Annotated in this window: 24 protein-coding genes; 11 read left to right on the plus strand and 13 right to left on the minus strand. The window is 64.6% G+C overall.

Annotated features, from left to right (window positions below; all coding sequences use genetic code 11):
- Window positions 1-76 precede the first annotated feature (76 nt).
- From H9532_RS10925 to rimI, 3 genes are all read right to left on the minus strand, one after another.
- Complete coding sequence (locus H9532_RS10925) at window positions 77-790, minus strand: hypothetical protein (protein ID WP_296368349.1); 714 nt, start codon at window positions 788-790, stop codon at window positions 77-79.
- A gap of 274 nt (window positions 791-1,064) precedes the next feature.
- Window positions 1,065-3,626 (minus strand): ATP-dependent Clp protease ATP-binding subunit, encoded by a 2,562-nt coding sequence (locus H9532_RS10930; RefSeq protein WP_296368351.1) that lies wholly within the window; start codon window positions 3,624-3,626, stop codon window positions 1,065-1,067.
- A gap of 150 nt (window positions 3,627-3,776) precedes the next feature.
- Window positions 3,777-4,280, minus strand: a complete 504-nt coding sequence (rimI, locus tag H9532_RS10935) for a ribosomal protein S18-alanine N-acetyltransferase (protein ID WP_296368353.1) — start codon at window positions 4,278-4,280, stop codon at window positions 3,777-3,779.
- Between the two features lie 34 nt (window positions 4,281-4,314).
- Between rimI and lysA the strand changes: the two genes are divergently transcribed.
- The 7 genes from lysA to H9532_RS10970 are packed head-to-tail and all read left to right on the plus strand — an operon-like array spanning window position 4,315 to window position 10,796.
- On the plus strand, window positions 4,315-5,715 hold the full coding sequence (gene lysA, locus H9532_RS10940) for a diaminopimelate decarboxylase (protein ID WP_296368355.1): 1,401 nt from the start codon (window positions 4,315-4,317) through the stop codon (window positions 5,713-5,715).
- 25 nt (window positions 5,716-5,740) lie between these two features.
- Window positions 5,741-6,577 carry a diadenylate cyclase CdaA gene (cdaA, locus tag H9532_RS10945; RefSeq protein WP_296368356.1) on the plus strand — a complete coding sequence of 279 codons (837 nt, stop codon included), beginning with the start codon at window positions 5,741-5,743 and terminating at the stop codon, window positions 6,575-6,577.
- Window positions 6,574-7,368 carry an isoprenyl transferase gene (locus tag H9532_RS10950; RefSeq protein WP_296368358.1) on the plus strand — a complete coding sequence of 265 codons (795 nt, stop codon included), beginning with the start codon at window positions 6,574-6,576 and terminating at the stop codon, window positions 7,366-7,368. The genes cdaA and H9532_RS10950 overlap by 4 nt, the downstream gene beginning before the upstream one ends.
- Window positions 7,368-8,360: a biotin synthase BioB gene (gene bioB, locus H9532_RS10955; RefSeq protein ID WP_296368360.1), complete on the plus strand. Its 993-nt coding sequence runs from the start codon at window positions 7,368-7,370 to the stop codon at window positions 8,358-8,360. The genes H9532_RS10950 and bioB overlap by 1 nt, the downstream gene beginning before the upstream one ends.
- Window positions 8,357-9,280, plus strand: coding sequence for a rhodanese-related sulfurtransferase (locus H9532_RS10960; protein WP_296368362.1), 924 nt, complete (start codon window positions 8,357-8,359; stop codon window positions 9,278-9,280). The genes bioB and H9532_RS10960 overlap by 4 nt, the downstream gene beginning before the upstream one ends.
- A 17-nt stretch (window positions 9,281-9,297) precedes the next feature.
- Entirely contained in the window at window positions 9,298-10,272 is a 975-nt protein-coding gene (locus H9532_RS10965; protein WP_296368365.1) for a DUF952 domain-containing protein, read from the plus strand.
- Window positions 10,269-10,796, plus strand: a complete 528-nt coding sequence (locus H9532_RS10970; protein WP_296368367.1) for a hypothetical protein — start codon at window positions 10,269-10,271, stop codon at window positions 10,794-10,796. The genes H9532_RS10965 and H9532_RS10970 overlap by 4 nt, the downstream gene beginning before the upstream one ends.
- Here H9532_RS10970 and H9532_RS10975 read toward each other — a convergent pair.
- Genes H9532_RS10975 through recR form a run of 3 tightly spaced genes read right to left on the minus strand, consistent with a single transcriptional unit; the run spans window position 10,790 to window position 12,900 of the window.
- Window positions 10,790-11,350, minus strand: coding sequence for a hypothetical protein (locus H9532_RS10975; RefSeq protein WP_296368369.1), 561 nt, complete (start codon window positions 11,348-11,350; stop codon window positions 10,790-10,792). The two genes, H9532_RS10970 and H9532_RS10975, sit on opposite strands and share 7 nt — an antisense overlap.
- A gap of 29 nt (window positions 11,351-11,379) precedes the next feature.
- Window positions 11,380-12,315 (minus strand): lipoyl synthase, encoded by a 936-nt coding sequence (gene lipA, locus H9532_RS10980; RefSeq protein WP_296368371.1) that lies wholly within the window; start codon window positions 12,313-12,315, stop codon window positions 11,380-11,382.
- 6 nt (window positions 12,316-12,321) lie between these two features.
- On the minus strand, window positions 12,322-12,900 hold the full coding sequence (gene recR, locus H9532_RS10985; RefSeq protein WP_296368396.1) for a recombination mediator RecR: 579 nt from the start codon (window positions 12,898-12,900) through the stop codon (window positions 12,322-12,324).
- Between the two features lie 106 nt (window positions 12,901-13,006).
- Here recR and psbP point away from each other — a divergent pair, with 106 nt between their 5' ends.
- The 4 genes from psbP to H9532_RS11005 are packed head-to-tail and all read left to right on the plus strand — an operon-like array spanning window position 13,007 to window position 16,213.
- Complete coding sequence (psbP, locus tag H9532_RS10990; RefSeq protein WP_296368373.1) at window positions 13,007-13,579, plus strand: photosystem II reaction center PsbP; 573 nt, start codon at window positions 13,007-13,009, stop codon at window positions 13,577-13,579.
- Window positions 13,579-14,652: an FAD-dependent oxidoreductase gene (locus tag H9532_RS10995; RefSeq protein ID WP_296368375.1), complete on the plus strand. Its 1,074-nt coding sequence runs from the start codon at window positions 13,579-13,581 to the stop codon at window positions 14,650-14,652. The genes psbP and H9532_RS10995 overlap by 1 nt, the downstream gene beginning before the upstream one ends.
- Before the next feature lie 32 nt (window positions 14,653-14,684).
- The gene (locus H9532_RS11000) at window positions 14,685-16,025 is read left to right on the plus strand and encodes an NHLP bacteriocin system secretion protein (protein ID WP_296368377.1); all 1,341 of its coding nucleotides are present in this window, start codon (window positions 14,685-14,687) and stop codon (window positions 16,023-16,025) included.
- Window positions 16,022-16,213, plus strand: coding sequence for a hypothetical protein (locus H9532_RS11005; protein ID WP_010303479.1), 192 nt, complete (start codon window positions 16,022-16,024; stop codon window positions 16,211-16,213). Before H9532_RS11000 ends, H9532_RS11005 begins: the two co-directional genes overlap by 4 nt.
- A gap of 3 nt (window positions 16,214-16,216) precedes the next feature.
- Here H9532_RS11005 and H9532_RS11010 read toward each other — a convergent pair whose 3' ends face one another.
- The 7 genes from H9532_RS11010 to H9532_RS11040 all read right to left on the minus strand — a co-directional run bounded on the left by H9532_RS11010 (window position 16,217) and on the right by H9532_RS11040 (window position 23,608).
- A complete protein-coding gene (locus H9532_RS11010; RefSeq protein ID WP_296368380.1) occupies window positions 16,217-17,260 on the minus strand; it encodes an FUSC family protein in 1,044 nt (347 codons plus the stop codon).
- 3 nt (window positions 17,261-17,263) lie between these two features.
- A complete protein-coding gene (locus tag H9532_RS11015) occupies window positions 17,264-18,283 on the minus strand; it encodes a hypothetical protein (RefSeq protein ID WP_296368382.1) in 1,020 nt (339 codons plus the stop codon).
- Between the two features lie 14 nt (window positions 18,284-18,297).
- Window positions 18,298-20,106, minus strand: coding sequence for a TolC family protein (locus H9532_RS11020; protein WP_296368384.1), 1,809 nt, complete (start codon window positions 20,104-20,106; stop codon window positions 18,298-18,300).
- Between the two features lie 22 nt (window positions 20,107-20,128).
- Window positions 20,129-20,965, minus strand: coding sequence for a hypothetical protein (locus H9532_RS11025; protein ID WP_296368385.1), 837 nt, complete (start codon window positions 20,963-20,965; stop codon window positions 20,129-20,131).
- Window positions 20,966-20,972: 7 nt separating this feature from the next.
- Window positions 20,973-22,025: an FUSC family protein gene (locus H9532_RS11030; RefSeq protein WP_296368387.1), complete on the minus strand. Its 1,053-nt coding sequence runs from the start codon at window positions 22,023-22,025 to the stop codon at window positions 20,973-20,975.
- Complete coding sequence (locus tag H9532_RS11035) at window positions 22,022-22,978, minus strand: FUSC family protein (RefSeq protein ID WP_296368389.1); 957 nt, start codon at window positions 22,976-22,978, stop codon at window positions 22,022-22,024. Before H9532_RS11035 ends, H9532_RS11030 begins: the two co-directional genes overlap by 4 nt.
- A gap of 72 nt (window positions 22,979-23,050) precedes the next feature.
- Window positions 23,051-23,608: a hypothetical protein gene (locus H9532_RS11040; protein ID WP_296368391.1), complete on the minus strand. Its 558-nt coding sequence runs from the start codon at window positions 23,606-23,608 to the stop codon at window positions 23,051-23,053.
- Window positions 23,609-23,680: the final 72 nt, after the last annotated feature.

Here is a 23,680-nt window from a genome sequence, read left to right on the forward strand (position 1 = left end):
GACAGAGAAGCCACCCGAGAGGGTGGCTTTTTTGTTGGCTCGTGCTGGGGGAGGTAGCCGTGGCGGAGCCACAGAATCAGATCGGTGGCTTGATCAGCTGAAAGAGTCGAGTAATCATCAACGCGTATAGACACAGCAGCATGGTATCGAAGATGAGGGTTGCGATGAGTCCTGTTCGATTCATGCCTGTGATCTTTGCTCCTCCTTTGTTGATGATGGCGTTGAATGTTGCGTGGTAGTAGTCGTAGGTTTGTGCGGTCCTTGTTGGGCCAACATGGCTCATCGTGATGATGCTGGCTGACTTGCCTGTGTGAACCCGGTCGAGGCGGTAAAAGATCCAGCCCCATGTGATGGCAAAAAAGGGGAGATAAATGAGAATCTGACTCAGTAATACGCTTGGCTGTATGAGCCCTGGGTGGAAGATCAGTCCATTGATGAGGATGAAGTCCAGGCTCATCCTGCCAGCAGCCCATATCCCCATCGCGTCCAGCATCCACCGCGGGATGATGCGGTGTCTTGCAATCGCGGTGATTGTCAGAGCGATCCAGATGGCTGTAGCCACAAGCAGGATTGGGTGCAGATCTAGGCTTGTGAGGCGGACGGCTTCGGCAATGAAAGATTGCGATGCCTTGAGGCTCGTGTTTTCATGGACGGCTGCCTTCAGGTTTTCGGAATTGGAGTATTCAATGAGGACTAGGGCCATGAAAACGGCAACTTCTTTGAGCTGCTCTTTCTTGGTGTAGTTCGCGACAGCCCTGCTGCTTGGGTCTCCACCTTCTCCTGATTGCATCGATCGTTGGTTTTGAGGTGTTGTTAGATTACTCCTCGCCCGCTCATCTTTGGCGTCTGCTCATTCTTTTGATCCTTTTGTTGGCGCCCCTGCAATATTCGCTCTTCATGAACTGCGGTGTCTGGTTGAGGCTGCCTGGTCCGCAGATCTTCGTAGTGGCTTCTGTGATTTCTTTCTGGTGGCCTTTGTTTGGACACGAAAAAGCCCGGGCGTAGACCCGGGCTTTTGAGCTGTGACAGTGTGATTGTCAGTTCTGAAAGGGAGTGTGTCCGGGTTAGACGCCAGCACCGGCAAGCGCCGGGATTGCGGCTTCACCTTGCTTACGGATGACCACTTGCTTGTTGTCGTCCACGTCGACGACAGCGCTGTCGCCTTCGCCAATGCGGCCGGAGAGGAATTCTTCGGCCAGGGAGTCTTCGAGCAGGCGCATCACAGCGCGACGCAGTGGGCGTGCGCCGTAGCTGGGGTTGTAGCCCTCTTCCACCAGGCGTTCTTTGAAAGCGTCGGTGACGGAGAGGTGGATGCCCTTCTCGCTCATGCGGCTGAACACTTCCTTGAGCATGATCTCGGCGATCTCCTTGACTTCGTCGCGGCTGAGCTGACGGAAGACGATGATCTCGTCGAGACGGTTGAGGAACTCAGGGCGGAAGTATTGCTTCAGCTCTTCGTTCACCAGGGAGCGGATGCGGTTGTAGTTGGTTTCTTCCGCATCGGCGCCGGAGAACTCGAAGCCGAGGCCGCCGCCACCCTTTTCGATCACCTTCGAACCGATGTTCGACGTCATGATGATCAGGGTGTTCTTGAAATCCACCGTGCGGCCCTTGGAATCGGTCAGGCGACCGTCTTCCAGGAGTTGCAGCAGCAGGTTGAACACATCAGGGTGGGCCTTCTCGATTTCGTCGAACAGCACCACGGTGTAGGGCCGGCGGCGAACAGCCTCAGTGAGCTGACCGCCTTCGTTGAAGCCCACATAGCCCGGAGGCGAACCGATCAGCTTGCTGACGGTGTGGCGCTCCATGAACTCCGACATGTCGAGGCGGATCATCGCCTCTTCGCTGCCGAAGAAGTAGGCCGCGAGCGACTTGGTGAGCTCGGTTTTGCCCACGCCGGTGGGGCCGGAGAAGATGAAGCTGGCAATCGGGCGGTTGGGGTTCTTCAGGCCCACCCGTGCGCGGCGGATGGCGCGTGACACAGCCTTCACGGCTTCGTCCTGACCGATCAAGCGCTGGTGGAGGGTTTCCTCCATGTTCAGCAGCTTGGCCGACTCGCTTTCGGTGAGCTTCTGCACCGGCACACCGGTCCAGGAGGCCACGATCTGGGCGATGTCTTCCTCCGTCACCATCGGGGTGCGGTCGTCGGTTGCCGGTTCGGCAACAGCCGTGGCTGTGGTGACAGTGCTGACGCCCTCTTCACCCGAACCGCCTTCGGCGGCTTTGGCCTCAGGCTCTTCCTTGCGGGTCTGCAGGATGGAGCGGATCTGATCGCGCAGCTCCACTTCCTTATCGCGCAGTTCACCGGCCTTGGTGAAGTCCTGCTCGCGAACGGCGTCCTCCTTCTCCTTCTGGATGGCACGCAGTTGCTTATCGATCTCCTTCGCTGCTGGCGGCAGCTTGGAGTTCATCAGGCGCACCCGGCTGCCGGCTTCATCGATCAGGTCGATGGCCTTGTCGGGCAGGAAGCGATCGGAGATGTAGCGATCGCCCAGGGTTGCGGCTGCCACCAGTGCCTCATCGGCAATGGTGAGGCGGTGGTGCGCTTCGTAGCGCTCCTTGAGGCCGCGCAGGATCTCGATGGTGTCGTCAACCGACGGCTCACCCACCTGCACCGGCTGGAAGCGACGCTCCAGGGCGGCATCCCGCTCGATGTGCTTGCGGTATTCATCCAGCGTGGTGGCGCCGATGCACTGCAGTTCGCCCCGGGCCAGGGCCGGCTTGAGGATATTGGCTGCATCGATGGCGCCTTCAGCGGCACCCGCACCAATCAGGGTGTGTACCTCGTCGATCACGAGGATCACGTTTCCGGCACCCCGGATCTCCTCCATGATCTTTTTGAGGCGCTCCTCGAACTCACCGCGGTACTTGGTGCCGGCCACGAGCAGGCCGATGTCGAGCGTGAGAACCCGCTTGTCTTCGAGGATGTCGGGAATATCACCCGAGTTGATGCGCTGCGCTAGGCCTTCAGCGATGGCGGTTTTGCCAACGCCGGGCTCACCGATGAGCACCGGGTTGTTCTTGGTGCGGCGGCCGAGGATCTGAATCACCCGTTCGATCTCGTGCTGACGACCCACCACAGGGTCGAGCTTGCCGTCGGCGGCCTGTTGGGTGAGGTTGCTGCCGAATTCATCGAGCGTGGGTGTTTTGGTGGAGCCTTTGCCTCCACCGCCACCGCTGGCCACCTCGGCGGTTTCGCCGAGCATGCGGATCACCTGGGTGCGCACCTTGGCCAGGTCGACGCCGAGGTTCTCGAGCACCCGTGCAGCTACACCTTCGCCTTCACGGATCAGGCCCAGCAAGAGGTGCTCGGTACCGATGTAGTTGTGGCCGAGCTGCCTGGCTTCTTCCAGGGATAACTCCAAGACCCGTTTGGCTCTTGGCGTAAATGGGATCTCAACGGCCACGAAACCGGAGCCGCGGCCGATGATCTTCTCCACCTCGACGCGAGCGTCCTTGAGGTTGACGCCCATCGACTTGAGCACCTTGGCGGCCACGCCTGTGCCTTCCCCGATCAGGCCCAGCAGGATCTGCTCGGTGCCCACGAAGTTGTGACCAAGGCGGCGGGCCTCCTCCTGGGCCAGCATGATCACCTTGATGGCCTTCTCGGTAAACCGCTCGAACATGGGCGGGGCCTGTTGCGTGTACTCCCAACTTATCAGGGTTGGCCTGGGGAGTGTGGTGTGCGTCTCCAATCGGCCAAAACCACTGAGGTGGCTGGGTTCTGAGGGGCCTGTTTCAACAACTCAAGCTCCACATTTATTCGGTTGTTCGCATCAGGAATGGGCGGCAATCCGAACCGCTTCCGTGTCCTGTAACCGCGCCCATTGGATCAGGGCATCGTCGCCATTGCGGTAGTAACCGCGACGGATGCCCTGCGTGCTGAAGCCGCAGCGCTCGTACAAGGTGGTGGCGGCGGTGTTGGCTGGGCTCACTTCCAGGGTGGCGCTCGCGGCGCCGCGCCGGCCCGCCTCTTGCAGCAGCGCGATCAGCACGTGCCGGCCATGACCTTGGCGCCGTTGATCGGGAGCGACCGCCACGGCGCTGATCTGTAGTTCATCCACCACCAGCCAGCCACAGGCCACTGCAATCAGGTGCTGATCCACCAACAGCCCCATGCACAGGCGATCGCTCTGGCTCAGCTCCTGCTGCCATTGCTCTTGCGTCCATAGCCCAGCGAGGCTGGCTTGATCGAGCGCTAGGCAGGCCTCGAGTTGGTCTGGCCCCAGCAGCTGGGCCTGGGGAAGCTCGGGGGTTTGAGGCTCTGTCTCAGCTGACACCAGGCACCGGCGCGGCTCTTCATAGGATCGCCCGATGACCAGTACCCGTGAAGCCGCTCCTGCAGCGGAGATGGCCGTCGATCAGCGGCCCTACGAAGCCAATCGCGATGGGGCAAGCCCTAACCGCAACCTCACCCCTCTCACCACAGCGATCGACCCAGAGGGTCGCCTGGTGGTGGGTGGCTGCGTGCTGAGCGACCTGGCCCGGCGCTACGGCACACCGTTGTATGTGCTCGATGAGGCCACCCTGCGCGGCACCGCTCAGGCCTATCGCAAGGCTCTGGCCTCTCACTATCCCGGCTCAGCCCTGGCGCTCTACGCCTCCAAGGCCAACAGCAGCCTGGCGATCACGGCTGTGGTGGCTTCGGAGGGCCTGGGCCTCGATGCCGTGTCCGCCGGTGAGCTGCTCACCGCTGTGCAGGGTGGGATGCCGCCGGAGCGCATCGTGTTCCACGGCAACAACAAGAGCCTGGAGGAGCTGCGCCTGGCTGTGGAGCTGGGGGTGACCGTGGTGGCCGACAACTGGCTCGATATCGAGCAGCTAGCCAGTCTGGCGCCCGCCCATCCCGTGCGGCTGATGCTCCGCTTCACCCCGGGGATCGAGTGCCACACGCACGAATACATCCGCACCGGCCACCTCGATAGCAAGTTCGGCTTTGATCCCGACCAGCTGGAGGGGGTGCTCCAGCACCTCAAGCAGTGCAGCTGGGCCCAGGTGAGCGGCTTGCATGCCCATATCGGCTCGCAGATTTTTGAGCTGCAACCTCATCGCGATCTCGCTGCGGTGATGGCGGATGCCCTCAAGTTGGCCCGTGGGATGGGGCATCCGGTGAGCGATCTCAATGTGGGTGGTGGCCTGGGGATCCGCTATGTGGAGAGCGATGACCCGCCGTCGATTGATGCCTGGGTGCGCACCGTGGCGGAAGCCGTCGCAGCGGCCTGCCAGGAGCGCGGCCTGGATCTGCCTCGCTTGCTGTGTGAGCCCGGTCGCTCCCTGGTGGCCACCTCGGGCGTCACCCTTTACAGCGTGGGCAGCCGCAAGGACATCCCCGGCATCCGCACCTATCTCTCTGTGGATGGCGGCATGAGCGATAACCCTCGCCCGATCACTTACCAATCCCAGTACACCGCGGTGCTGGCGGATCGGCCGGAAGCGGATGCCTCCGAAACGGTCACTCTCGCTGGTAAGCACTGCGAATCTGGTGACGTGCTGCTCAAGGATCTGGCGCTGCCCCCGGCCACCAGTGGCGACGTGCTCGCTGTGTTCGCCACCGGCGCTTACAACGCCTCGATGTCGTCGAACTACAACCGCATCCCCCGCCCAGCGGCGGTGATGGTGCATGACGGCATGGCCGATGTGGTGCAACGCCGGGAGCAGCCGGACGATCTGCTGCGCTACGACGTTCTGCCCGAGCGGCTGCGGCCGGTAGCCTGAGCCTCAGGATGAAGCTGTGCCGGGGGTGTTTGGGGTGATAGCGGGAATCCAGCTGGGCGCTGTGCTGGATCTCCTGCTTGCCACCGCCCTGGGCATGGTGCTCCTGGCGCGGGTGAATGAACCGCGCACCCTCTGGTTGTTGCGCGGTTACCTCACCTTGGTGGCGTTGGCCTGGGTGGTGCAGCGCTACGCCAACCTGCCGCTCACCAGCAAGCTGGTGGATGCACTGGTGATGGCCTGCAGCCTGGCCCTGGCCATCCTCTGGCAGGGGGAACTGCGGCGGCTGATGGAACTGCTTGGCACCGGCCGGCTGGATGTGCTGTTTGGCAGTCAGCGGGGCGACAAGCTGGCCTCCGGATCGGCGGCCGTGCTCAGTGAAGCTGCAGGGCGCCTTTCGCAGCTCCGGCGCGGTGGTTTGATCGTGGTGGACCTGGGCAGCGACCTCCGCCCGGAGGATTTCCTCAACCCCGGCATCGCCCTCGATGCTCAGCTCTCCGCCGACCTCCTGCTCAATTTGTTTGCCGTTGACACGCCCCTGCACGACGGTGCGGTGCTGGTGAAAGGCAACCGGATTCTTTCGGCGGGCGTGATCCTGCCGCTCTCACGCCAGGGGCTGAACCGCTACGGCACCCGCCACTTGGCGGCGCTTGGGATCACCGAGCGCTTCGATCGTTGTCTGTGCATCGTGGTGTCCGAGGAAACGGGAACCCTCTCGATGGCTCGCCAGGGCCGGTTGGAGCGGCCGCTCACCAGCAGCCGTTTGCAGGAGCTCTTGGGTGAATCCCTCGCCCAGAGCAGCAAGCAGGTCGCCAAGGGTGCTGGGCGTAGCGTAGCCATGGATAAGGCCGAATCCAGCCCATGAGTCGCTCCCTGGCGACCGCCACCGCTGTCCAGGGGAATCGACCTTCCCGTTCGTTGCTGCCCGCCAGCCTGGACCCTGCCCGATTGCCGGCCCATGTGGCGGTGATCATGGATGGCAATGGCCGCTGGGCCAATCAGCGCAAGTTGCCCCGCGTGATGGGGCATCGCGAGGGTGTTGAAGCGTTGAAGCGCACCCTGCGTCTGTGCAGCGACTGGGGCATCGGTGCCCTCACGGCCTACGCCTTCTCCACCGAGAACTGGAGCCGCCCCGGTGAAGAGGTGAGCTTCTTGATGACCCTGTTTGAGCGGGTGCTCGCCCGCGAGTTGCAGGCTCTGGAAGAAGAGCAGGTGCGGATTCGCTTCCTGGGTGATCTCGAGCAATTGCCGGCGGGTTTGCAGCAGCTGATCGCCGATGCCACCAGTCGCACCGCCGCCAACACGGGCATCCATTTCAATGTCTGCACGAACTACGGCGGTCGCCGTGAGCTGGTGCGTGCGGCGCGGCTGCTGGCTGAGCAGGTGGCGCGTGGGGAGTTGGATCCTGCAGCGATCGATGAACAGCAGTTCGCCGCTCAGTTGTTCACCGCCGGTGAGCTGGATCCCGACCTGTTGATCCGCACCAGCGGCGAACAGCGCATCAGCAATTTCCTGCTCTGGCAACTGGCCTATGCCGAGCTGCACATCACTGATGTGCTCTGGCCCGATTTCAACGAAGCCGCGCTCACCGCGGCACTGCTCGATTACCAGAGCCGTCAGCGCCGTTTTGGCGGCGTTGAGCCCCACGCCTCCTGATGACGTCCAGCCCCTTGACCCTCCCCGCCCTCGAGCTGCGCCACGACTGGAGCACCGCTGAGATTCAGGCGCTGCTCGAGTTGCCCTTGATGGATCTGCTCTGGCGCGCCCAGGCCGTGCACCGCCAGGCCAACCCCGGCTACCGGGTGCAATTGGCCTCCTTGCTCAGCGTGAAGACCGGTGGCTGCGAGGAAGACTGCGCCTACTGCCCCCAGTCGATGCACAACAGCAGCGACGTGGCTGGACGGCCGGAGCTGGAGGTGGAACCCGTGCTCGCCCGAGCCCGCGCCGCGAAGCAGGCCGGTGCCCATCGCTTCTGCATGGGCTGGGCCTGGCGCGATATTCGCGACGGCGCCCCCTTTGAAGCGATGCTCGCCATGGTGCGCGGCGTGCGCGAGCTGGGGATGGAGGCCTGCGTGACCGCCGGCATGCTCACCGACAGCCAGGCCGAGCGGCTGGCGGAGGCCGGGCTCACCTCCTACAACCACAACCTCGACACCAGCCCCGAGCACTACGACCGGATCATCACCACCCGCACCTTCCAGGAACGGCTGGAAACACTGCAGCGGGTGCGCAAGGCCGGAATCTCGATGTGCTGCGGCGGCATCATCGGCATGGGTGAAACCCTCACCGATCGGGCCTCACTGCTGCAGGTGCTTGCCGCGATGAATCCCCATCCCGAGAGCGTGCCGATCAATGCGCTGGTGGCCGTGGAGGGCACGCCGCTTGAGGATCAGCCGGAGGTGGATCCGCTGGAGCTGGTGCGGATGGTGGCCGTGGCGCGGATCCTGATGCCCCACAGCCGGGTGCGCCTCAGCGCCGGGCGCGAAACGATGAGCCAGGAAGCCCAGGTGCTCGCCCTGTTGGCCGGCGCCGATTCAATCTTCTATGGCGACACCCTGCTCACGACGGGGAATCCAGATGTGGCCGCCGACCAGGAGCTGCTCGCGGCCGCCGGCGTGACCCCCTGGCAGGAGGCCGTGCCCGCGTGAGCGTGCAGGTAGCGGCCTTCTATGGCTTCACGGCCATGGCGGAGCTGCAGGCGTTGCAGGCGGAGCTGCGCGCTCTGGCCGAGGCCGGCGGCGTGCGCGGCACGATCCTGCTGGCGGAAGAGGGGGTGAACGGCACGATCAGCGGCCCTGAGCCTGGCGTGCAGGCCGTGTTGGCGCGGCTTCGGCAGCTGCCGGGTTTGGCGCAGCTGGAGGCGAAGTTGAGCGCGGCCCCCGAGCAGGCTTTTCATCGGCTCAAGGTGCGGATCAAACGCGAGATCGTGACCATGGGCTGCCCCACCGTGAAGCCCGCCGAGCAGGTGGGCACCTATGTGCCGCCGCAGCAGTGGGATGCCCTGATCCGTGATCCCTCCACCCTGGTGGTGGATACGCGCAATGCCTACGAGGTGGCGGTGGGCACGTTTGAAGGGGCGATCGATCCCGGCACCGAGAGCTTCCGGGAGTTCCCAGCCTGGGTGGAGCGCGAGCTGCGGCCGCTGGTGGAGCAGCGCCAACCCAAAGCGATCGCCATGTTCTGCACCGGTGGCATCCGCTGCGAGAAGAGCACGGCCTATCTGCTGCAGCAGGGCTTTGAAAACGTGCATCACCTGCAAGGCGGCATCCTGCGCTACCTCGAGGAGATGCCCGAGCAGGGCACGAGCTGGCAAGGCGAATGTTTTGTGTTCGATCAGCGGGTGAGCGTGAACCATCAGCTCGAGCCGGGCAGCTACAGCCTCTGCCATGCCTGCGGCTTGCCGCTCTCGCCCACGGATCGTGAACTTCCCTCCTACCGCGAGGGCGTGAGCTGCGTGCATTGCATCGAGCGCTTCAGTGATGCCGACCGGGCCCGTTTTGCTGAGCGTCAGCGCCAGATGCGGCTGGCTCGTGAGCGCGGCGAGCAGCACATCGGCCGGCCGGCTTGAGCGTGTGGAGCCCTGCAATGTTGCCGGTTCTCTACAGCTTTCGCCGTTGCCCCTATGCGATGCGGGCCAGGCTGGCGTTGGCGGCGGCGGGTTTGCAGCCTGACCGTGATGTTGCGCTGCGGGAAGTAGCGCTGAAGGCCAAGCCGCCGGAGCTGTTGCAGTGTTCGCCGAAGGGCACTGTGCCTGTGTTGGTGCTGCCCGATGGGGCTGTGCTGGAGGAGAGCCTGGCGATCATGCGCTGGGCGCTAGCCCAGGCCGATCCCCAGGGCTGGCTGGCTGGTTGGAGCGCCGCGGATCGGGAGGTGATGGACGCTCTGATCGCCGAGAACGATGGGCCCTTCAAGCACCATCTCGATCGCTTCAAATACCCGGATCGCTACCCAGGGGAGACGTCTGAACCCCATCGTCACGCGGTCGTCACGATCTTGCAGCGCTGGAGCAGCCGTTTGGGTGCCGGTTGGTTGCTTGGCGATCGCCCCTGCCTGGCGGACTGGGCGCTGTTGCCGTTTGTGCGTCAGTTCCGGCTAGCGGATCCCGACGGCTTTGCTGCCGAACCAGGACTGGAGCCCCTTCAGCGCTGGTTGGCTCGCTTTCTCGTTTCTGGCGAACTCACGGCCGTGATGGGTCACCCCTGGGCTGAGCGCAGCGCCTGGCGTTCGCCAGGTTGGCTGTATCACCTGGCCCTGCGGGGGGAGTGGGCCGAGGCTCGCCGGTCTGGCAGCTACCGCCGCTCCACCCGTGGGCGCAGCCTGGAGGAGGTGGGCTTCATCCACCTCAGTGCGGCCCACCAAGTGGAGGCCACAGCGCAGCGCTTTTATGCCGACCTTCCCGCTGGGGAGGTGGTGCTGCTCAGCGTGGATCCCCAACGCCTCGCCGCCGCGGGCTTGGAGGTGAGGCACGAGCCGGCGCCTGTGAGCGGCGAGTTGTTCCCCCATCTCTATGGGGCGCTGCCGCTGGAGACCGTCTTGCTCGCCCAGCCCTTTGATCCATGACCCGGCCCACACTCCCTGAGATCGAGCAGGCAGCCGCCGCGCAGGGGTTGTTGTTGCGTCTGCAGGTGCGGCAGATCCTGGCGATCACCACGGTGCGGGTGGTGGTGGCACGGCAACGGCCGGGTCAGGCGCCACTGCTGCTCGGGGAACTCAAGGGTTGGGCCCTGCCGCTGCGGGATGGACTGCAGCTCGACACGATGCGGGTGCAGGGGCCGCACACGCAGGGGGTGGGTGCCCTGATCTGGGCGGCCACCTTCGCCTGGGCGCTCGAGACCACCCCCTGCCGCAGTGCCCGCCTGCTCGCCATCCGCGATAACGACCTGCAGCACCGCCGCCTGGTGCGTTATTTCCGGCGGCTTGGCTTCACCGCCATTCGTGAGGTGGGCGCAGCGGCTGCCGATCTGCCGCTGCGCCTGGTGTGGGGCGGCGCCGGCTTGTTGATGCGCGGCGATTGCGACGAGGGCCTCGCGCGCAGCTGGCGTCGCTGTGGCGATCGGCTGGATGATTCGCAGGCGGCTCAGTAGCCGGGGTAGCCAGGTTCAAGAACCGTGATCGGAGGCTGGCCCAATGGAGTGATAAAGATGTCCATTAACTTGACATTGCCGCCGCTGAAATTGGACGCCGACATCATCGTGTTGGCTGGCATGTAGTAATAATGGCCAACAGGGTTGAATGTGTTTGTGGAGCCCTCAACGAAGTCGGTGATGCCGCCTTTCCCACGCATGACGAATGTGATGCCACCGCTTTCGTGGACGTGAATCCCCGCGCGTGTGCCGTTAAGGCGCGTGCCCTTGTCGACATAGATGTCATGCGTGTCAGTGCTCTCGCGGAGCAGTGCTTTCCCGTTCGGGTAGGGCTTGAGTTTCCCGGGAAGCGGCGCGTAGTTGAGTTGAGTGGTTGGCTTGCTCCAGCCGTTGCCGGGCTCGAAGTCTGGATTGTTTCTGTAGAACTCGTTCTCGATTGTGTTGAAGAGTCCTGTGATTTTGTCGACTGAAACGGGCTTCTGTTCCCATAGGCGATTCACTGTACGCTGGTTTTTCTTGCTCAGATCGCTGATGCTGTTGCTGGAGTGTTCCAAGCTCGCTGTGTGATGTCTCTTCGTTGAGATTAGGTCGGCTGCATGAATTTGTCAGCGTGATAACTGCTGCGCACCAGTGGCCCTGAGCGCACATCGGCGAAACCCAGCTCCCAGGCGATGGCGCCGAGCTCGGCGAATTCCTCGGGCGTCCAGTAGCGATCCACCGGGATGTGGGCCAGGGAGGGCCGCAGGTATTGGCCGAGGGTGAGGCGTTGGCAGTCGACGGCGCGCAGATCGCGCAACGCGGCCACCACTTCCTCGCGGGTTTCGCCCAACCCCAGCATCAGGCCGCTTTTGGTGGGGATCTGGGGTGCCAGCTCCCGGGCGGCGGCGAGCAGCGCCAGGGAGCGGCGGTAGGTGGCGCCGCGGCGCACCTCGCCCTGTAGGCGTTCCACGGTTTCCAGGTTGTGGTTGAAGCACACCGGCGCGGCGTCCAGAACGGCGGCCAGGCGTTGGCGTTGGGCGGCGATCGCCTCGGCCTCCTCGCGATAGCCACCCCAGAAGTCGGGCGTGAGCACCTCGATGGCGATCAGAGGGTTGCGGCGGCGGATCGCCGCCATGGTGTTGGTGAACAGGCAGGCACCGTGGTCGGCCAGGTCGTCGCGGGCGACGGCGGTGAGCACCACATAGCGCAGCCCCATGGTCTCAACGGCCTCCGCTACCCGCTCGGCTTCACCCGCATCGAAGGGGCTGGGGGCCTGGCCTTTCTCCACCTGGCAGAAGGCGCAGCTGCGGGTGCAGATCGGCCCCCCCAGCAGGAAGGTGGCGGTGCCGGAGGCATAGCACTCCCCGCGGTTGGGGCAACGGCCTTCTTCGCAGATGGTGTGCAACCGCTGTTGCTTCACCACCGCCTGCACAGCTTCAAGCTCGCTGGCGTTGCCGATGGGGGAACGCAGCCACTCGGGCAGGCGCTCGCTGGGGGTGATGGTGCTGTAGCGGCTTGCGCTGCGCTGGGGTGAGCTCATGGCGCGCTACTCCATCCGCCGCCGCCCTTCCAGGGCCCGCGCCAGCGTCACCTCATCGGCGTATTCGAGTTCGCTGCCCACCGGCAGGCCGTAGGCGATGCGGCTCACTTGGGTGAAGGGTTTGAGCAGCCGTGCCAAGTAGAGGCTGGTGGTGTCGCCTTCCACCGAAGGGGTGAGGGCCAGGATCACTTCGCTGATGCCGTCGCGGTCGACCCGCTCCACCAGCGGCTGGATCTGGAGCAGCTCAGGCCCCACGCCATCCATCGGTGAGATCAGGCCACCGAGCACGTGATAGCCGCCTTTGAATTCGCGGGTTCGCTCCAGGGCCAGCAGATCGCGGGAGTCGGCCACCACGCAGAGCACGCCGGTGTTGCGCTCCTCATTGCGGCAGATCTCGCAAAGCGGATCGGCCGAGAGGTGGTAGCAGCGCTTGCATTGGCCCACCTGGCTTTTGGCGGCCAGCAGGGCATCGGCAAAGGCCTGGATCTGTTCGCTCGGCTGGCGCAGCAGATGCAGGGCCAGTCGCTGCGCCGTGCGCGGCCCGATGCCGGGCAGCCGCTCGAACTGATCGATCAGTCGGGCCAGGGGGCGGGTGAAGCCGCTCAGGGCGCTGCCAACAGCTGGCGGGAATCTAGGTGGGCCGGCCGGGGCGGCGGGCCAGAATGGCGGCCGCACGCTCCTGCCCAGCCGCATGTCGCAACCGAACGTCCGTTCGATCCGCCGCCGGGCACCGCTTTCGGCCCTGGTGGCGCTGCTGCTGGCGGTGGTGCTCAGTGCCTGCAGTGCGGCGGCTGCGGGGCTCAATTCCTACCAAAGCCCAGACGGGCGTTACGCCTTTCTCTATCCCACCGGTTGGACGCGGGTGCAGGTGAGCGACGGCCCTCAGGTGGTGTTCCACGACCTGATCAATGCCGATGAAACGTTGAGCCTGGTGGTGTCAGATGTGAACAGCACCAACAGCCTGGACAACCTGGGCAGTGCCGTGGCCGTGGGCGAGAAGCTGCGCCGGGTGGTGATCGCACCGGAGGGCAGCGGCCGTGAGGCCGAACTGGTGGAGGCCTCCGAGCGCGAAGACGGCGGCCGCACCTTCTACGACCTGGAATACACGGTGCACCTCAACGATCGCGACCGCCACGAGCTGGCCACGGTGGTGGTGGATCGCGGCCGGCTCTACACCTTTGCCGCCAGCACCAATGAGGTGCGCTGGCCGAAGGTGGAAGGTCTGTTCCATCAGGTGATCAGCTCCTTCACCCTGCGGATCTGATGCCAGGTGCCCCCGCCGGTGTGGTGATCATCGGCGGGGGCGTGGCAGGTGCGCTGTTGGCGCTGGCCCTGCGTGATCAGGGCGCTGCGGTGCGCCTCTTGGATGCGGCGCCGGCCGATGGCAGCTCCTCGGCGACGGCGATCAGCTACGGCGCTTTGCCGGGTTGGCCGCTGGCGCCAACACCGCTGGCGCGGCTGGCGGCAACGGCATCGCAGCGTTGGCGTGAGCTGGAGCGCTGCCACGGCCCCCTGGGTTGGCAGCGGCGCAGCCTGCGCTTGCAGGGGGGCAACCTGGCCTTGGCAGGGGCAGCCCGGCTGGGATTGCTGCCCTTCGCCCAAGTGGATACGGCGCTGTTCGGGGCCCGGATGCCGCTGGTGTTGGCGGCTGCGGGTGTGGCGGTTCAATCGCTACGCGTTCTAGCCCTTGAAGCTCTCGATGGTGGTTGGCAGTTGCAGCTCAGCGATGGCAGCTGTTGCATCGCGGCGCAGGTGGTGCTTGCGGCGGGAGCCCATGGCCGTGCCTTGTGGCCTGGTTTGCTGGAGAGGCTGCGGCGCAGTTGGGCTTCGGTGCTGCATCTGGCTCAGTGGCCTGAGGTTTTAGGGCCGGCAGCCGCCTGGCTGCCGCAGGGGTTTGCGCGCGTCGGCCTCGAGTGCCATGCGGCTGCCTTGCAGCAGCCAGCCTGGGTGGTGGATCCAGGGTTGGTGCCTTGGGGGGCTGGCGCTTTGGTGGGCCAGCACACCTGGATGGCCCCAGGGGGGATGAGCACCGCCGCGCCAAGTGAGTCGTTGTGTGAGGCCCAACTGCGCCAGGCCCTGGCTGCCAGGCCCCAGTGGCCGATGGAAGGAGCGGTGGTGCGCCAGGCGGCCGTGGCCTTCTGCAGCAGCGGTGCGCCGCTGGTGGGTCCGGTGGCTGAGGCGCCTGGGTTGTGGGTGTTCAGCGGCTTCAGCGCTGCCTTCAGCCAGGTGCCTGTGCTGGCCCCTTGGTTGGCGATGCGAATCGCGGCGCCCGCAGGGCCTGCGGCCGCAGCGCAGCGGCAGCTGCAACAGCTGGGGGTGTGGCCCGCGGGGGGCTGACAGCTGCACCAGATTCCTGCAAGCTGGCGCCCATGACCCAGGCCACCCCTACCGCTGATGCGCCTTGGTACCGGAGGCATGCAGCGCAGCTACGCGAGCGCTGGCATGGGCTGAGTGATCACAACCAGGTGGGGGTGTGCCTGGCAGGTGTCACGGGCACGGTGGTGCTGTGGGCCTTGTTCTGGCCGGTACCCACCGAAGTGCAGGGAACGGGTGTTCTGATTTATCCCGACAACGCCGGCATCCTCAACGCCCGCTCCGGTGGTCAGGTGCGGGAGGTGTACGTGAAGGTGGGCCAGCGGGTGAAGCGCGGCCAAGTGCTGATGCAGCTCTACCTGCCGGTGCTCGAGCGTCAGCTGGAGCAGCAACGCGGCAACCTGCGCCAGCTGGAGCACCATAACGAGAAGCTCGACTACCGCGACGCCCAGCGGCTGCTCACCGAGAAGCGAGCCCTGGATACGTCGCTCGCCAAATATGCCGACGACCGCCGCCGGTATGGCGAGTTGCAGTCGACGTATTCCAGCAAGCTGCGCAACCTCGACTGGTTGGCCAAGCGCGAGGTCGTGGCGCCCCTCTCCACGGAGGTGGTGTCGGCGGAGCAGGGCCTCACCAGCACCAGCGTGAACCTCGATGACGTGAAGATCAACGAGCGCAATGTGGTGACCAGCTACCAGCAGGTGAAGCTCAACATCGAGACACAAGCCCTGCAGCGCCGTTTTCAGATCGATGATCTCAAGCGCGAGATCGGGGTCACCGAAGCCAAGATTTCCTATGACGGCAAAGTGCATGCCGAGCGCGATGGCACGGTGCTCGACCTGCAGGTGATCCCTGGTCAAACCGTGAGCACGGGCCAGCGCCTGGGCACGATTGGCCGCCCTGAGCAGCCCAATGCGAAGGATCGGCCCCTCAAAGCTGTGGCTTACTTCCAGCCGGCCGATGCACGCAGGCTGCCCCTGGGCATTCCGGTGGAAGTGGTGCCGCTGTGGAAGCAACGGGGTCGTTTTGGCGGGATCGTGGGCAAGGTGACCCATGTGCTCACCTTGCCGGCCACCGAAGACGACATCTCCACCACCATCGGTAACCCCCAGCTTGCTCAGGAGCTCACCAAGAACGGCCCGGTGATGCGGAGCGAGATTGAGCTGGAGCACGACCCGCGCAGTGTGGATGGTTATCGCTGGACCCTCTCCGGCGGCAGTGGCGTGTTTCCGATCCGCGAAGGTCTCACCATTTCCACCCACGCCTATGTGGAGTGGCGCTCACCGATCACCTATGTGATTCCTGGTCTGCGCTCGCTCACCGGCGGTTACCGCACCCCCTGGATCGACCTGCGCTGGAACCTGCCCTTCCTGCGCCAGCCGAACACCCTCCAATGACGCCTCGCATCCCGCCTATTCGCAATGCGCTGCTACGTCAGGAGCTGCCCTGGCTGGTGAGCGAGGTGGTGCTTCTGTTGATCCTGTTCAATGCCAACCCGCCGGAGCTGTGGTTCTGGTTGGTGGTGCTGGTGGTGGTGCTGCTCTACCGGATCGAGCGTTGGTGGTCGTCGCGGCCTGGGGCCTGAGGCCTAGCGCAGCAAGGCCCGCCAGCGCCGTTCGGTGCTCTCCATGATGTGGTCGATGCGGTTGAGGACCATCAGCCGGCCCGCTACCTGTTGCAGCTCGCTGGGGGTGAGGCGTTGAAAGGCGGCCTTGGCTGGCTCGTCGCTGAGGTCTTCGATCGGAAGCGCAGGCCGCGGCGTTGGCGGTGGCGGCTGCAGCTCCAAGGAGCGGCTCAAGTTGCCCTGCCAGTTGAGTAGTCGATCCGCCACTGCTGCGGTGAACTGCAGCGCAGCCTCGTGTTGGCGCTGCAGTCCCCAGGCCTGCCATTGGGGATCGGGTAGACGACGCAATTCATCGAGATCGAGAATCAACATCTCGCAGGCGTGATCCATCAGATCCCAGAGCTGGGCGACAGGATGTCGGCTCGCCAGGGGACCGAGCTCCCGCAGGGCGTTCACTCGCTGCTCGCGCAGGCTGATCAGGCTGTTGCGCATCGCCCGTAGCCGTTGAGTGAGGGCGTTGCGGCGTTTCGCATCGGGCGGCGACTGCAGGTAGTCGCTGAGGGTGTGGCCCAGATCCACCAGCAACTGCAGCAAGCCCTGGCGTTGTTGCAGGCGGGCCCGCGCTGGCCAGAACAGCCGCAAGCTGAGCAGCGCCATGACGATCCCGAACGCCGTCCAGAACAGACGCAGGGGGATCCAGCTGTCGAGCTGTTGCTCATGCAACAGCCAGCCCATGATCACGACAAAGCAACACACCGAGTAGCCCACCGTGAGCCGCAGGCTGCCGGCGATCAGGCGGGCGAGCAGCATCGCTAGAGGCAGGGCGATCAGCACCGGCAGATGGCCCCAGGCCCGGTAGCCGAAGAACACCACGATGGCGCCAATGGTGGTGCCGATCAGCCGTTGGCGCCCCAGTTCCAGCGTGTTGCCGTAGTTGCCCACGCTCACGCTCAGCACCGCCAGCGAGGCGTACATCGCAAAGGCAAGGCCGGTGAGGGTGGCGAAGCCATTCACCAGGGCCACCGTGAGGGCCAGGCGCAGGTTGTCGCGCAGGGCGGGCCGCAGCATGACTCAGCTGGCCTCCTGGCGCCCGATCGCCTGGCGCACCAGGCCGCGGCTGTGGAGCAGTTGGTGCAATTGGGTGATCTGTTGGCCGATGGCGAGGAGCAAGGGTGGGGAGGCCTGGAGCTGAGCTGCCTCCTGCAACCAGTTGTTCTGGGTGCCTGCGGGATCGATCGCGGCAGGCATCGGCGGAATGGCTGCGCTGCTGTCCAGGGCTGCTTCCAGGGCCCGCAGCTCGGCTTGCAGGAGTGGCGCACTGGCGGGGCGGGGCGGTAGCTGCAGCAACAGGGGCTCCAGCAACAGCCATTGGCGCAGCAGTTGGCGCCAGATGCTGCCGGTTTGCGCCCAACGTGAGCTCAGTCGCCGGACTGCCGCCGGGGTGCGGACGCCGGCCCGTTGATCGCGCAGTTCCTGCAGCTGGAGGATCTGGGGCAGCAACGCTTTGGATTGCAGCGGTGCTGGCGCCTGGCCACCGGTGTCGAGCCAGTGGCGCATGCGTTGAATCTGTTGCCGCAGCTGGTCGCACAGCCCGGCTTCAAGGGCTGGCAGTTGTTGGAGCGGCCGGCGCGGCCAGAACACCCAGGTGGCCAGTTGTGCCATGGCGATGCCCGTCACCACCGTGAACGCCAGGTTGAAGATCAGCGCCCAGTTGAACTGTTTGCCATGGCCAACAATCTCCAGCGCCCAGCAGCCCATGTAGCCCATGCTCACGCCTTTGGTGAGGCCAAGGCCGCGCACGAGGCAGCCCGTGATGAGCAAGCCGATGGCGGTCACCAGCCAGCCCTCGGAGAACTGATGCAGCACCACTGCGGTGAGGATCCCCACCAGGGCGCCTCCCACCAATTGGCCAAGGCTGCGCACCGGGGTGAGCTCGTTGTCGTTGATGAACAGCACCGCCATCAACAGGCCGAGCATCATCACGTCGCGTCGGCCCGACCAGAGCATGATCCCGATGGTGAGCGTGGCAGCCAGCCAGGTGCGCAGGCTGTTGCGCCAAAGGGGGCTGAGGCTGGGCAGAGTGTTGGCCATGGCGCCGGCCTCCTTTAAGGACTGCTGCTCGACACCTGCAGCTGTAGTTGTGGCTGGATCGGTTGGTTGGGATCGCGCGGCATCGGCAACAGCTCCCGCAGCAATTGCGCGTAGGTGATGTTCACGCCCACCGTGGCGTTGAGCCGTTGCACCAGGCTGTTGATCAGCCGGTCCTGGGTGATCGACACATCCAGCTCGCTGGAGAGGCCGGTGAGATAGCGCAGGCGCACATCGCGAAAGGCTTCCACGGCTGCGGCCACGCCGCGGCGGGCCGAGCTGAGCTTGGCGAGGCTGGCTTCGTGGTTGAAGAAGGCTTGCTCCAGCCGCAGGCGGATGTCGTTGCGGGTGGCGGCGTATTGCTGGGCCGCGGCGGCTTCCCGCTTAGCGAAGGTGCGGGTCTGCCCGGCGGTGGTGCCGGCATCAAAGAGCAGCCATGTCATGGTGAGGCCCACCGACCAATCCCAGGCATTGGTGGAGCTGAGGGGCAGGACGGTGGAGCCGCAACAGCCGCCGCCCCCCAGTTCAAAGTTCCCCAGGCTGGAGAGGTTGCTGCTGCCGCCAGCGTTGGCGAACAGCGACAGCTTGGGCAGCAAGCCAGCTGCGGTGGCCTGCTTCTGCTGCGCCAGGGCTTGGCGGGTGGCGAGGATGGCCTCGAGCTCGGGGTTGCCGCGGTAGGCCGCCAACAGGCTCGCCTCGAGATCCAGGGGCCAACGGGGCTGCACCGCGATCGGGTCGCTGGCGCTGGGGGTGACCTGGGGCGGCAGGTTGAGCAGCACCGCCAGCCGCCGGCGCGCCACGGCGCGATCGGCCATGGCCTGAATCAGCGTTTCTTCATCGGAGGCCTGAATCGCGCGGCGCCGCAACACATCGAGGCGAGGCACGAGGCCGGCCTGTTTGAGATCGAGGCTGTCCTGCAGGATCACTAGGTCGTTGCGCACGTTCGCGTCGTACACGCGCACCAGCTGTTCCTGCTGTTGCAGCTGGTAGTAGGCCTCACTCACCTGCAGCTGCAAGGAGCGCAGCTGATTGGCGTAGGTGTTGCGCTCTTGCTCGAGGCTGGCGCGGGACGCCTGCACCCTGGGTGTTCTGGCGAAATCGAGCAGGGCGTAGTTGAGCTGCAGTCCGCCTTCAAAGGCGCTGTTGCCTGAAGTGAGCTTCGCCGAGCCGCCTTCCGGCACATAAAAAGGGCCTGGGGTGGGCGCGTAGCCAGGCGGCTTTGGGCTTGGGGTGAGCAAGCCATTGCTGTCAAACAGCGGGCCGAAGCCCAGGTTGTCGTTGGCTTGCAGCGAGGTTTCGGTGCTGCGGCTGCGGTCGTAGCCACCGGCCGCAAAGGCGCTGATGGTGGGCCAGTAAGTGCCCATCGCCGCCTGGAAGCTGGCCAGGGCTGCCGCCACCTGCTCGCGCTGGGCCTGCAGGCTGGCGCTGCCTGCGAAGGCAATGGCCAAGGCCTGCTCAAGGCTGAGGCTGGCGATGCCAGCGGCCTCCAGCTGCTTGGGGGTTGGCAGATCCAGGGGCGGGGCAGGGGTGGATTGCTCCGGTTGGATGGGGCCTTGCGCCGGTTCATTGGCCCGCAAGAGATTGGGCGGGAGCTCAGGGGTGCTGAGCACATCGCGCACGGGGGGCTCAGGCTCAGCCGGCAACATCTGATCGAGCGCCCGCAACTCGGCATCGAGCTTCTGCCAACTGCGCTCGAGCAGTTCGGTGGAGCCGCCAATCATCGGAGCCGGCACGGCCGAGGAGACCGGACTGGTTGGCTGTGGTGCCGCCAGGGCCGGACTGCAGCAGAGCAGGCTGAGGGTGAGAACGCGCTGTCGCAGGGCCACGGTGCTGCCGAGGTGGTGCCGATCAGCGGCTCTTGCGCCGCAGTCTGGGGGATGGAGCCGAACCACGACGGGCTTGATGTGACGCCTTGCGCACGGTGGCGATTTGGCGCGGCTTCCCCAGCACACCGGCGATCAGGATCGCCACATAGAGCTGCCCCACGATCGTGATGCCCGCGCTGGCGCTCACGCTGGTGAGGTTCTGATTGTTCAGCACCGGGCTGCCCAGGGTGGTGAGGCTCCCAAAAGCGGCGCCGAGCATGTGGGGCGCATAGGCGATCGCTGCGGGCAACTCGCCATAGGGAGATCCCGTCACGGTGAAGGCCGCCGGATCGAGCACCACCAGCGAATTGAGCACGATCCCGCCGGTGAAGCCGATCAGCAGATACCCCGCCGCTGCACCCATTAACAGGTCTCCGCTGAACATCGGCTCTTCTGCAAGAGCTGTCATCAGGGCCCAGAGCTCATAGAGCAAGAGGCACAGCCAAACGAGCATGTGCAACACGCTTAGGTGCAGCGCCAGGGTTGGCCGCAGCAACAAGGAGAGCTGCCAGAGCACTTCCACCCCGGCGGCGCAGAGCCAGCCGTATTGCAACCAACGGCGCCGTCGGATCACCTGCCGCAGATAGTTGTGCTGCTTCTGGGGAATCACCGCCGTGTGCAGCTGAGGCATGAGCCTGTTCTGGGGCAGCAGGGGGGAATCCATGAGCACCCCGACGCCACCGATGATCAGGTACACCACGCTCACTAGCTGCGGCGCCTGTTGCAACGGCCGCAGGCTGATCAAGGCGATCACCTCCACGATCAGCAACCAGCGGTAATAGTTGTGGCGCTGCTGCAGTAGGGCGCGAACAACCGTCATGGCCGGATCACCTCTTCGCCATGATTGCTCGCCAGCTGTTTTCTCCGTCGCGGATCGCTTGCTCCGCTTGGCGGCAAAGCACGAGCCGGGTGGCAATGCGCTCAAGCCGCTCCAGGGAGGCGGAATTGGCGAGCGGATCATTCAGTTCGGCGCCGAGATCCAGCCAGCTGCGGGGTAGCTCGAGCTCTCGCGGCGGTGGGCTGGGCAGCCCATCGGTGCTGCGCAGCTGTCGGCTCCAGATCCCCACCTGAGTCGCCATGCGCTCGAGCAGCTCGGCTTCGGCCTGGTGCAGCCGGGCCACCAGGTGGGGGTCGCGCTCGGGGGGCACGGCCCGCTCCATGCCGCCCACCATCGTGACGAGCCGCGAGGCCGCGGCATCGAGGCTGCTCACCAACAGCACCGCCGGGTGGCGCTGGGGTTGGTTCCCCAGCTCCTGCAGCAGCGCAGGCCGCTGGCTACGGGCGCTCTGCAGCGTGGCGCGCAACTGACGAAAACGGGCGGCTGGCGAGGGCGCTGCCCCGGCTGCCGCCTGGGGCTCGAGGCGCTGGGCCAGGGCCGTGAAGGTGTGCTGCAACTGCTCCATCAGGTCGCCGTAGCGTCCAAGGCATTGCGCGATCCCCCGCGCCGGCCAGAAGAGCCGCAGGCTCAGCACGGTGAGCACCACGCCGAGGGCTGTCCAGAAGAAGCGCAGTGGAATCCAGCTGGCGAGGTTGCCCTCGTGCACCAGCCAGCCCATCACCACGATCATGCCGCCCACCTTGTAGCCCACCTTCAGGCTCAGCAGACCGCCGAGGAGCCGCAGGCAGCCCAGGGTGATCGCCAACCCCACCGCGATCGGTAGGCCTTGCAGGCACTCAAACCCGATCAACAACAACACCGAGCCGAGCACGGTGCCGAGCAGGCGTTGGCGGCCCAGTTCGAAGGAGGTGCCATAGGTGCCGCTGGACACCGACAGCACCGCCAGGGCCACGTATTGACTGTCGGGCAGGCCGGTGATGCTGGCGAAGCCATTGCCCAGGCTGGCGGTGAGGGCGGTGCGCAGGGCGTTGCGGTTGATCACGGCCGTTGCGTCTGCGCGGGAGCTAGGCGATTGAGGCCCCCGAGGCAGGCATGCAGGGGGCGCAGCTCTTCGGCCAAGGCGAGCAGAGGGAGCAGGGGCAGCTGTTCGCGCTCGGCCAGCTGCTGCCAGGCCTGGGTGTTGCGTCGGGGGGTGGGCCGGGGCTGGGCCTCGAGTTGCTCGCCCAAGGCGACGACGGCCCCGCGGATCAGTTCCGCCTGCTGGAGCGAGCGCTCGGGGAGAGATTGCATTAACCGCTCCCAGCTCACCCAGTGGGATTGGGTGAGCTGCCAGAGCCGCAGGCGCTGCTCCCATTGGCTCCTGCGCAGGAGCTGGTGGCGGGGACCGCTGCGTTCGCGGCTCACCAACTGCTCCATGCGCAGCAGATCACCGGTGAGGGGGGCTGGGTTGAGGGGGATGGGGCGCTCGGCCTGCTGGCGCAGCCAGGCGCTGTAGTGCCGCAATTGGCGTTGCAAGCTGCTGCGCAGGCGCTCATCGGCGGCGCCGAGCTCGCGGTAGCTGTTGCGGGGCCAGAACAGCAGTCCCACCAGGATCGCCACCACGCACCCCACCACGGTGTCGAGCGCTCGATTGAACACGTAGTTCCAATTGAGCGCCACGTGGCTGGGGATCATCAAAAACATGATGCTGGTGATGCTTGCGGTGCCCAAGGCGCTCTGCCAGCTCAGCCACTCCAAGATTGGGATCATCAGCACCAGCGACACCAACACCCCCATCCAGCCCGACAGGATGGTGTGCACGATGAAGGTGATCAGCCCTCCGGCCACCGTGCCAAGGATCCGGGCTGATGCAGCCTTGACGGTTTGATCATCGTTGTCATCCACAACGATGATCACCGCCAGAAGGGGGTACCAGACAAACTCAATGCGTTCGGTCCAGACGGCGATGGTGGCTGTGAAGAGCACCGCGACCGCTAGCTTTAAGCTATTGCGCATTAAAAGCATCATCTGATCGGAGGTCTTATCCCTTAATTTGGCCCCACATGCGCGATTCAGCAAGTTGAGAAGTCAATAAAGGCAGCTCAGGTTGTCGAACCATATGCAACTTAATGCTGACCTATCCAGATCAGTGAGTCGATTGAACCGTGGATCAAAGTCATTGTAGGACATTAGCGTATCTGTCACGTCGGCACCTGGATAAGAGCCGCTACCAAATGGATGAGACAATCCAAGTGCATGAAGCAACTCATGGGCGGCTACTTGCTTGAAATTGCCCATCAAGTAACCAGTGGTAAAATGTTCAATATTTACTTCTATCCTGTGTTTTTGCAATGTTGTGCTTCCTCTAATTCCAAGTGAATCATCTAGTGAGAATCTTATTAAAAGATCTGGCTTGCAATCTGTGTTGGTTGAGTAGCTAAATGAAAGCCCTGTCAGCGGCTCTGTGGTCGCGAGAAATCTGCGAATAAACTTAACTTCTCGAGAATAATTAACCTCTGATTTGAGTGTAAATTCAGAATCTATTCCATAGCTAATAGTCTTGCTTCTAAATATAGCTCGCACTCTGCTTGACCAATGAGGATCTATGATTGAGAGTGCAGATAAGTACTCCAGCCCTTTTTTCATGGACTCACGAAAGCTTAATAGCTTGCACGTTTCCGCCAAGAATAATGGTATAAATAGTAAAACTACGCAAGT

Source organism: Vulcanococcus sp. Clear-D1, assembly GCF_014654725.1.
Classification (GTDB): Bacteria; Cyanobacteriota; Cyanobacteriia; order PCC-6307; family Cyanobiaceae; genus Vulcanococcus.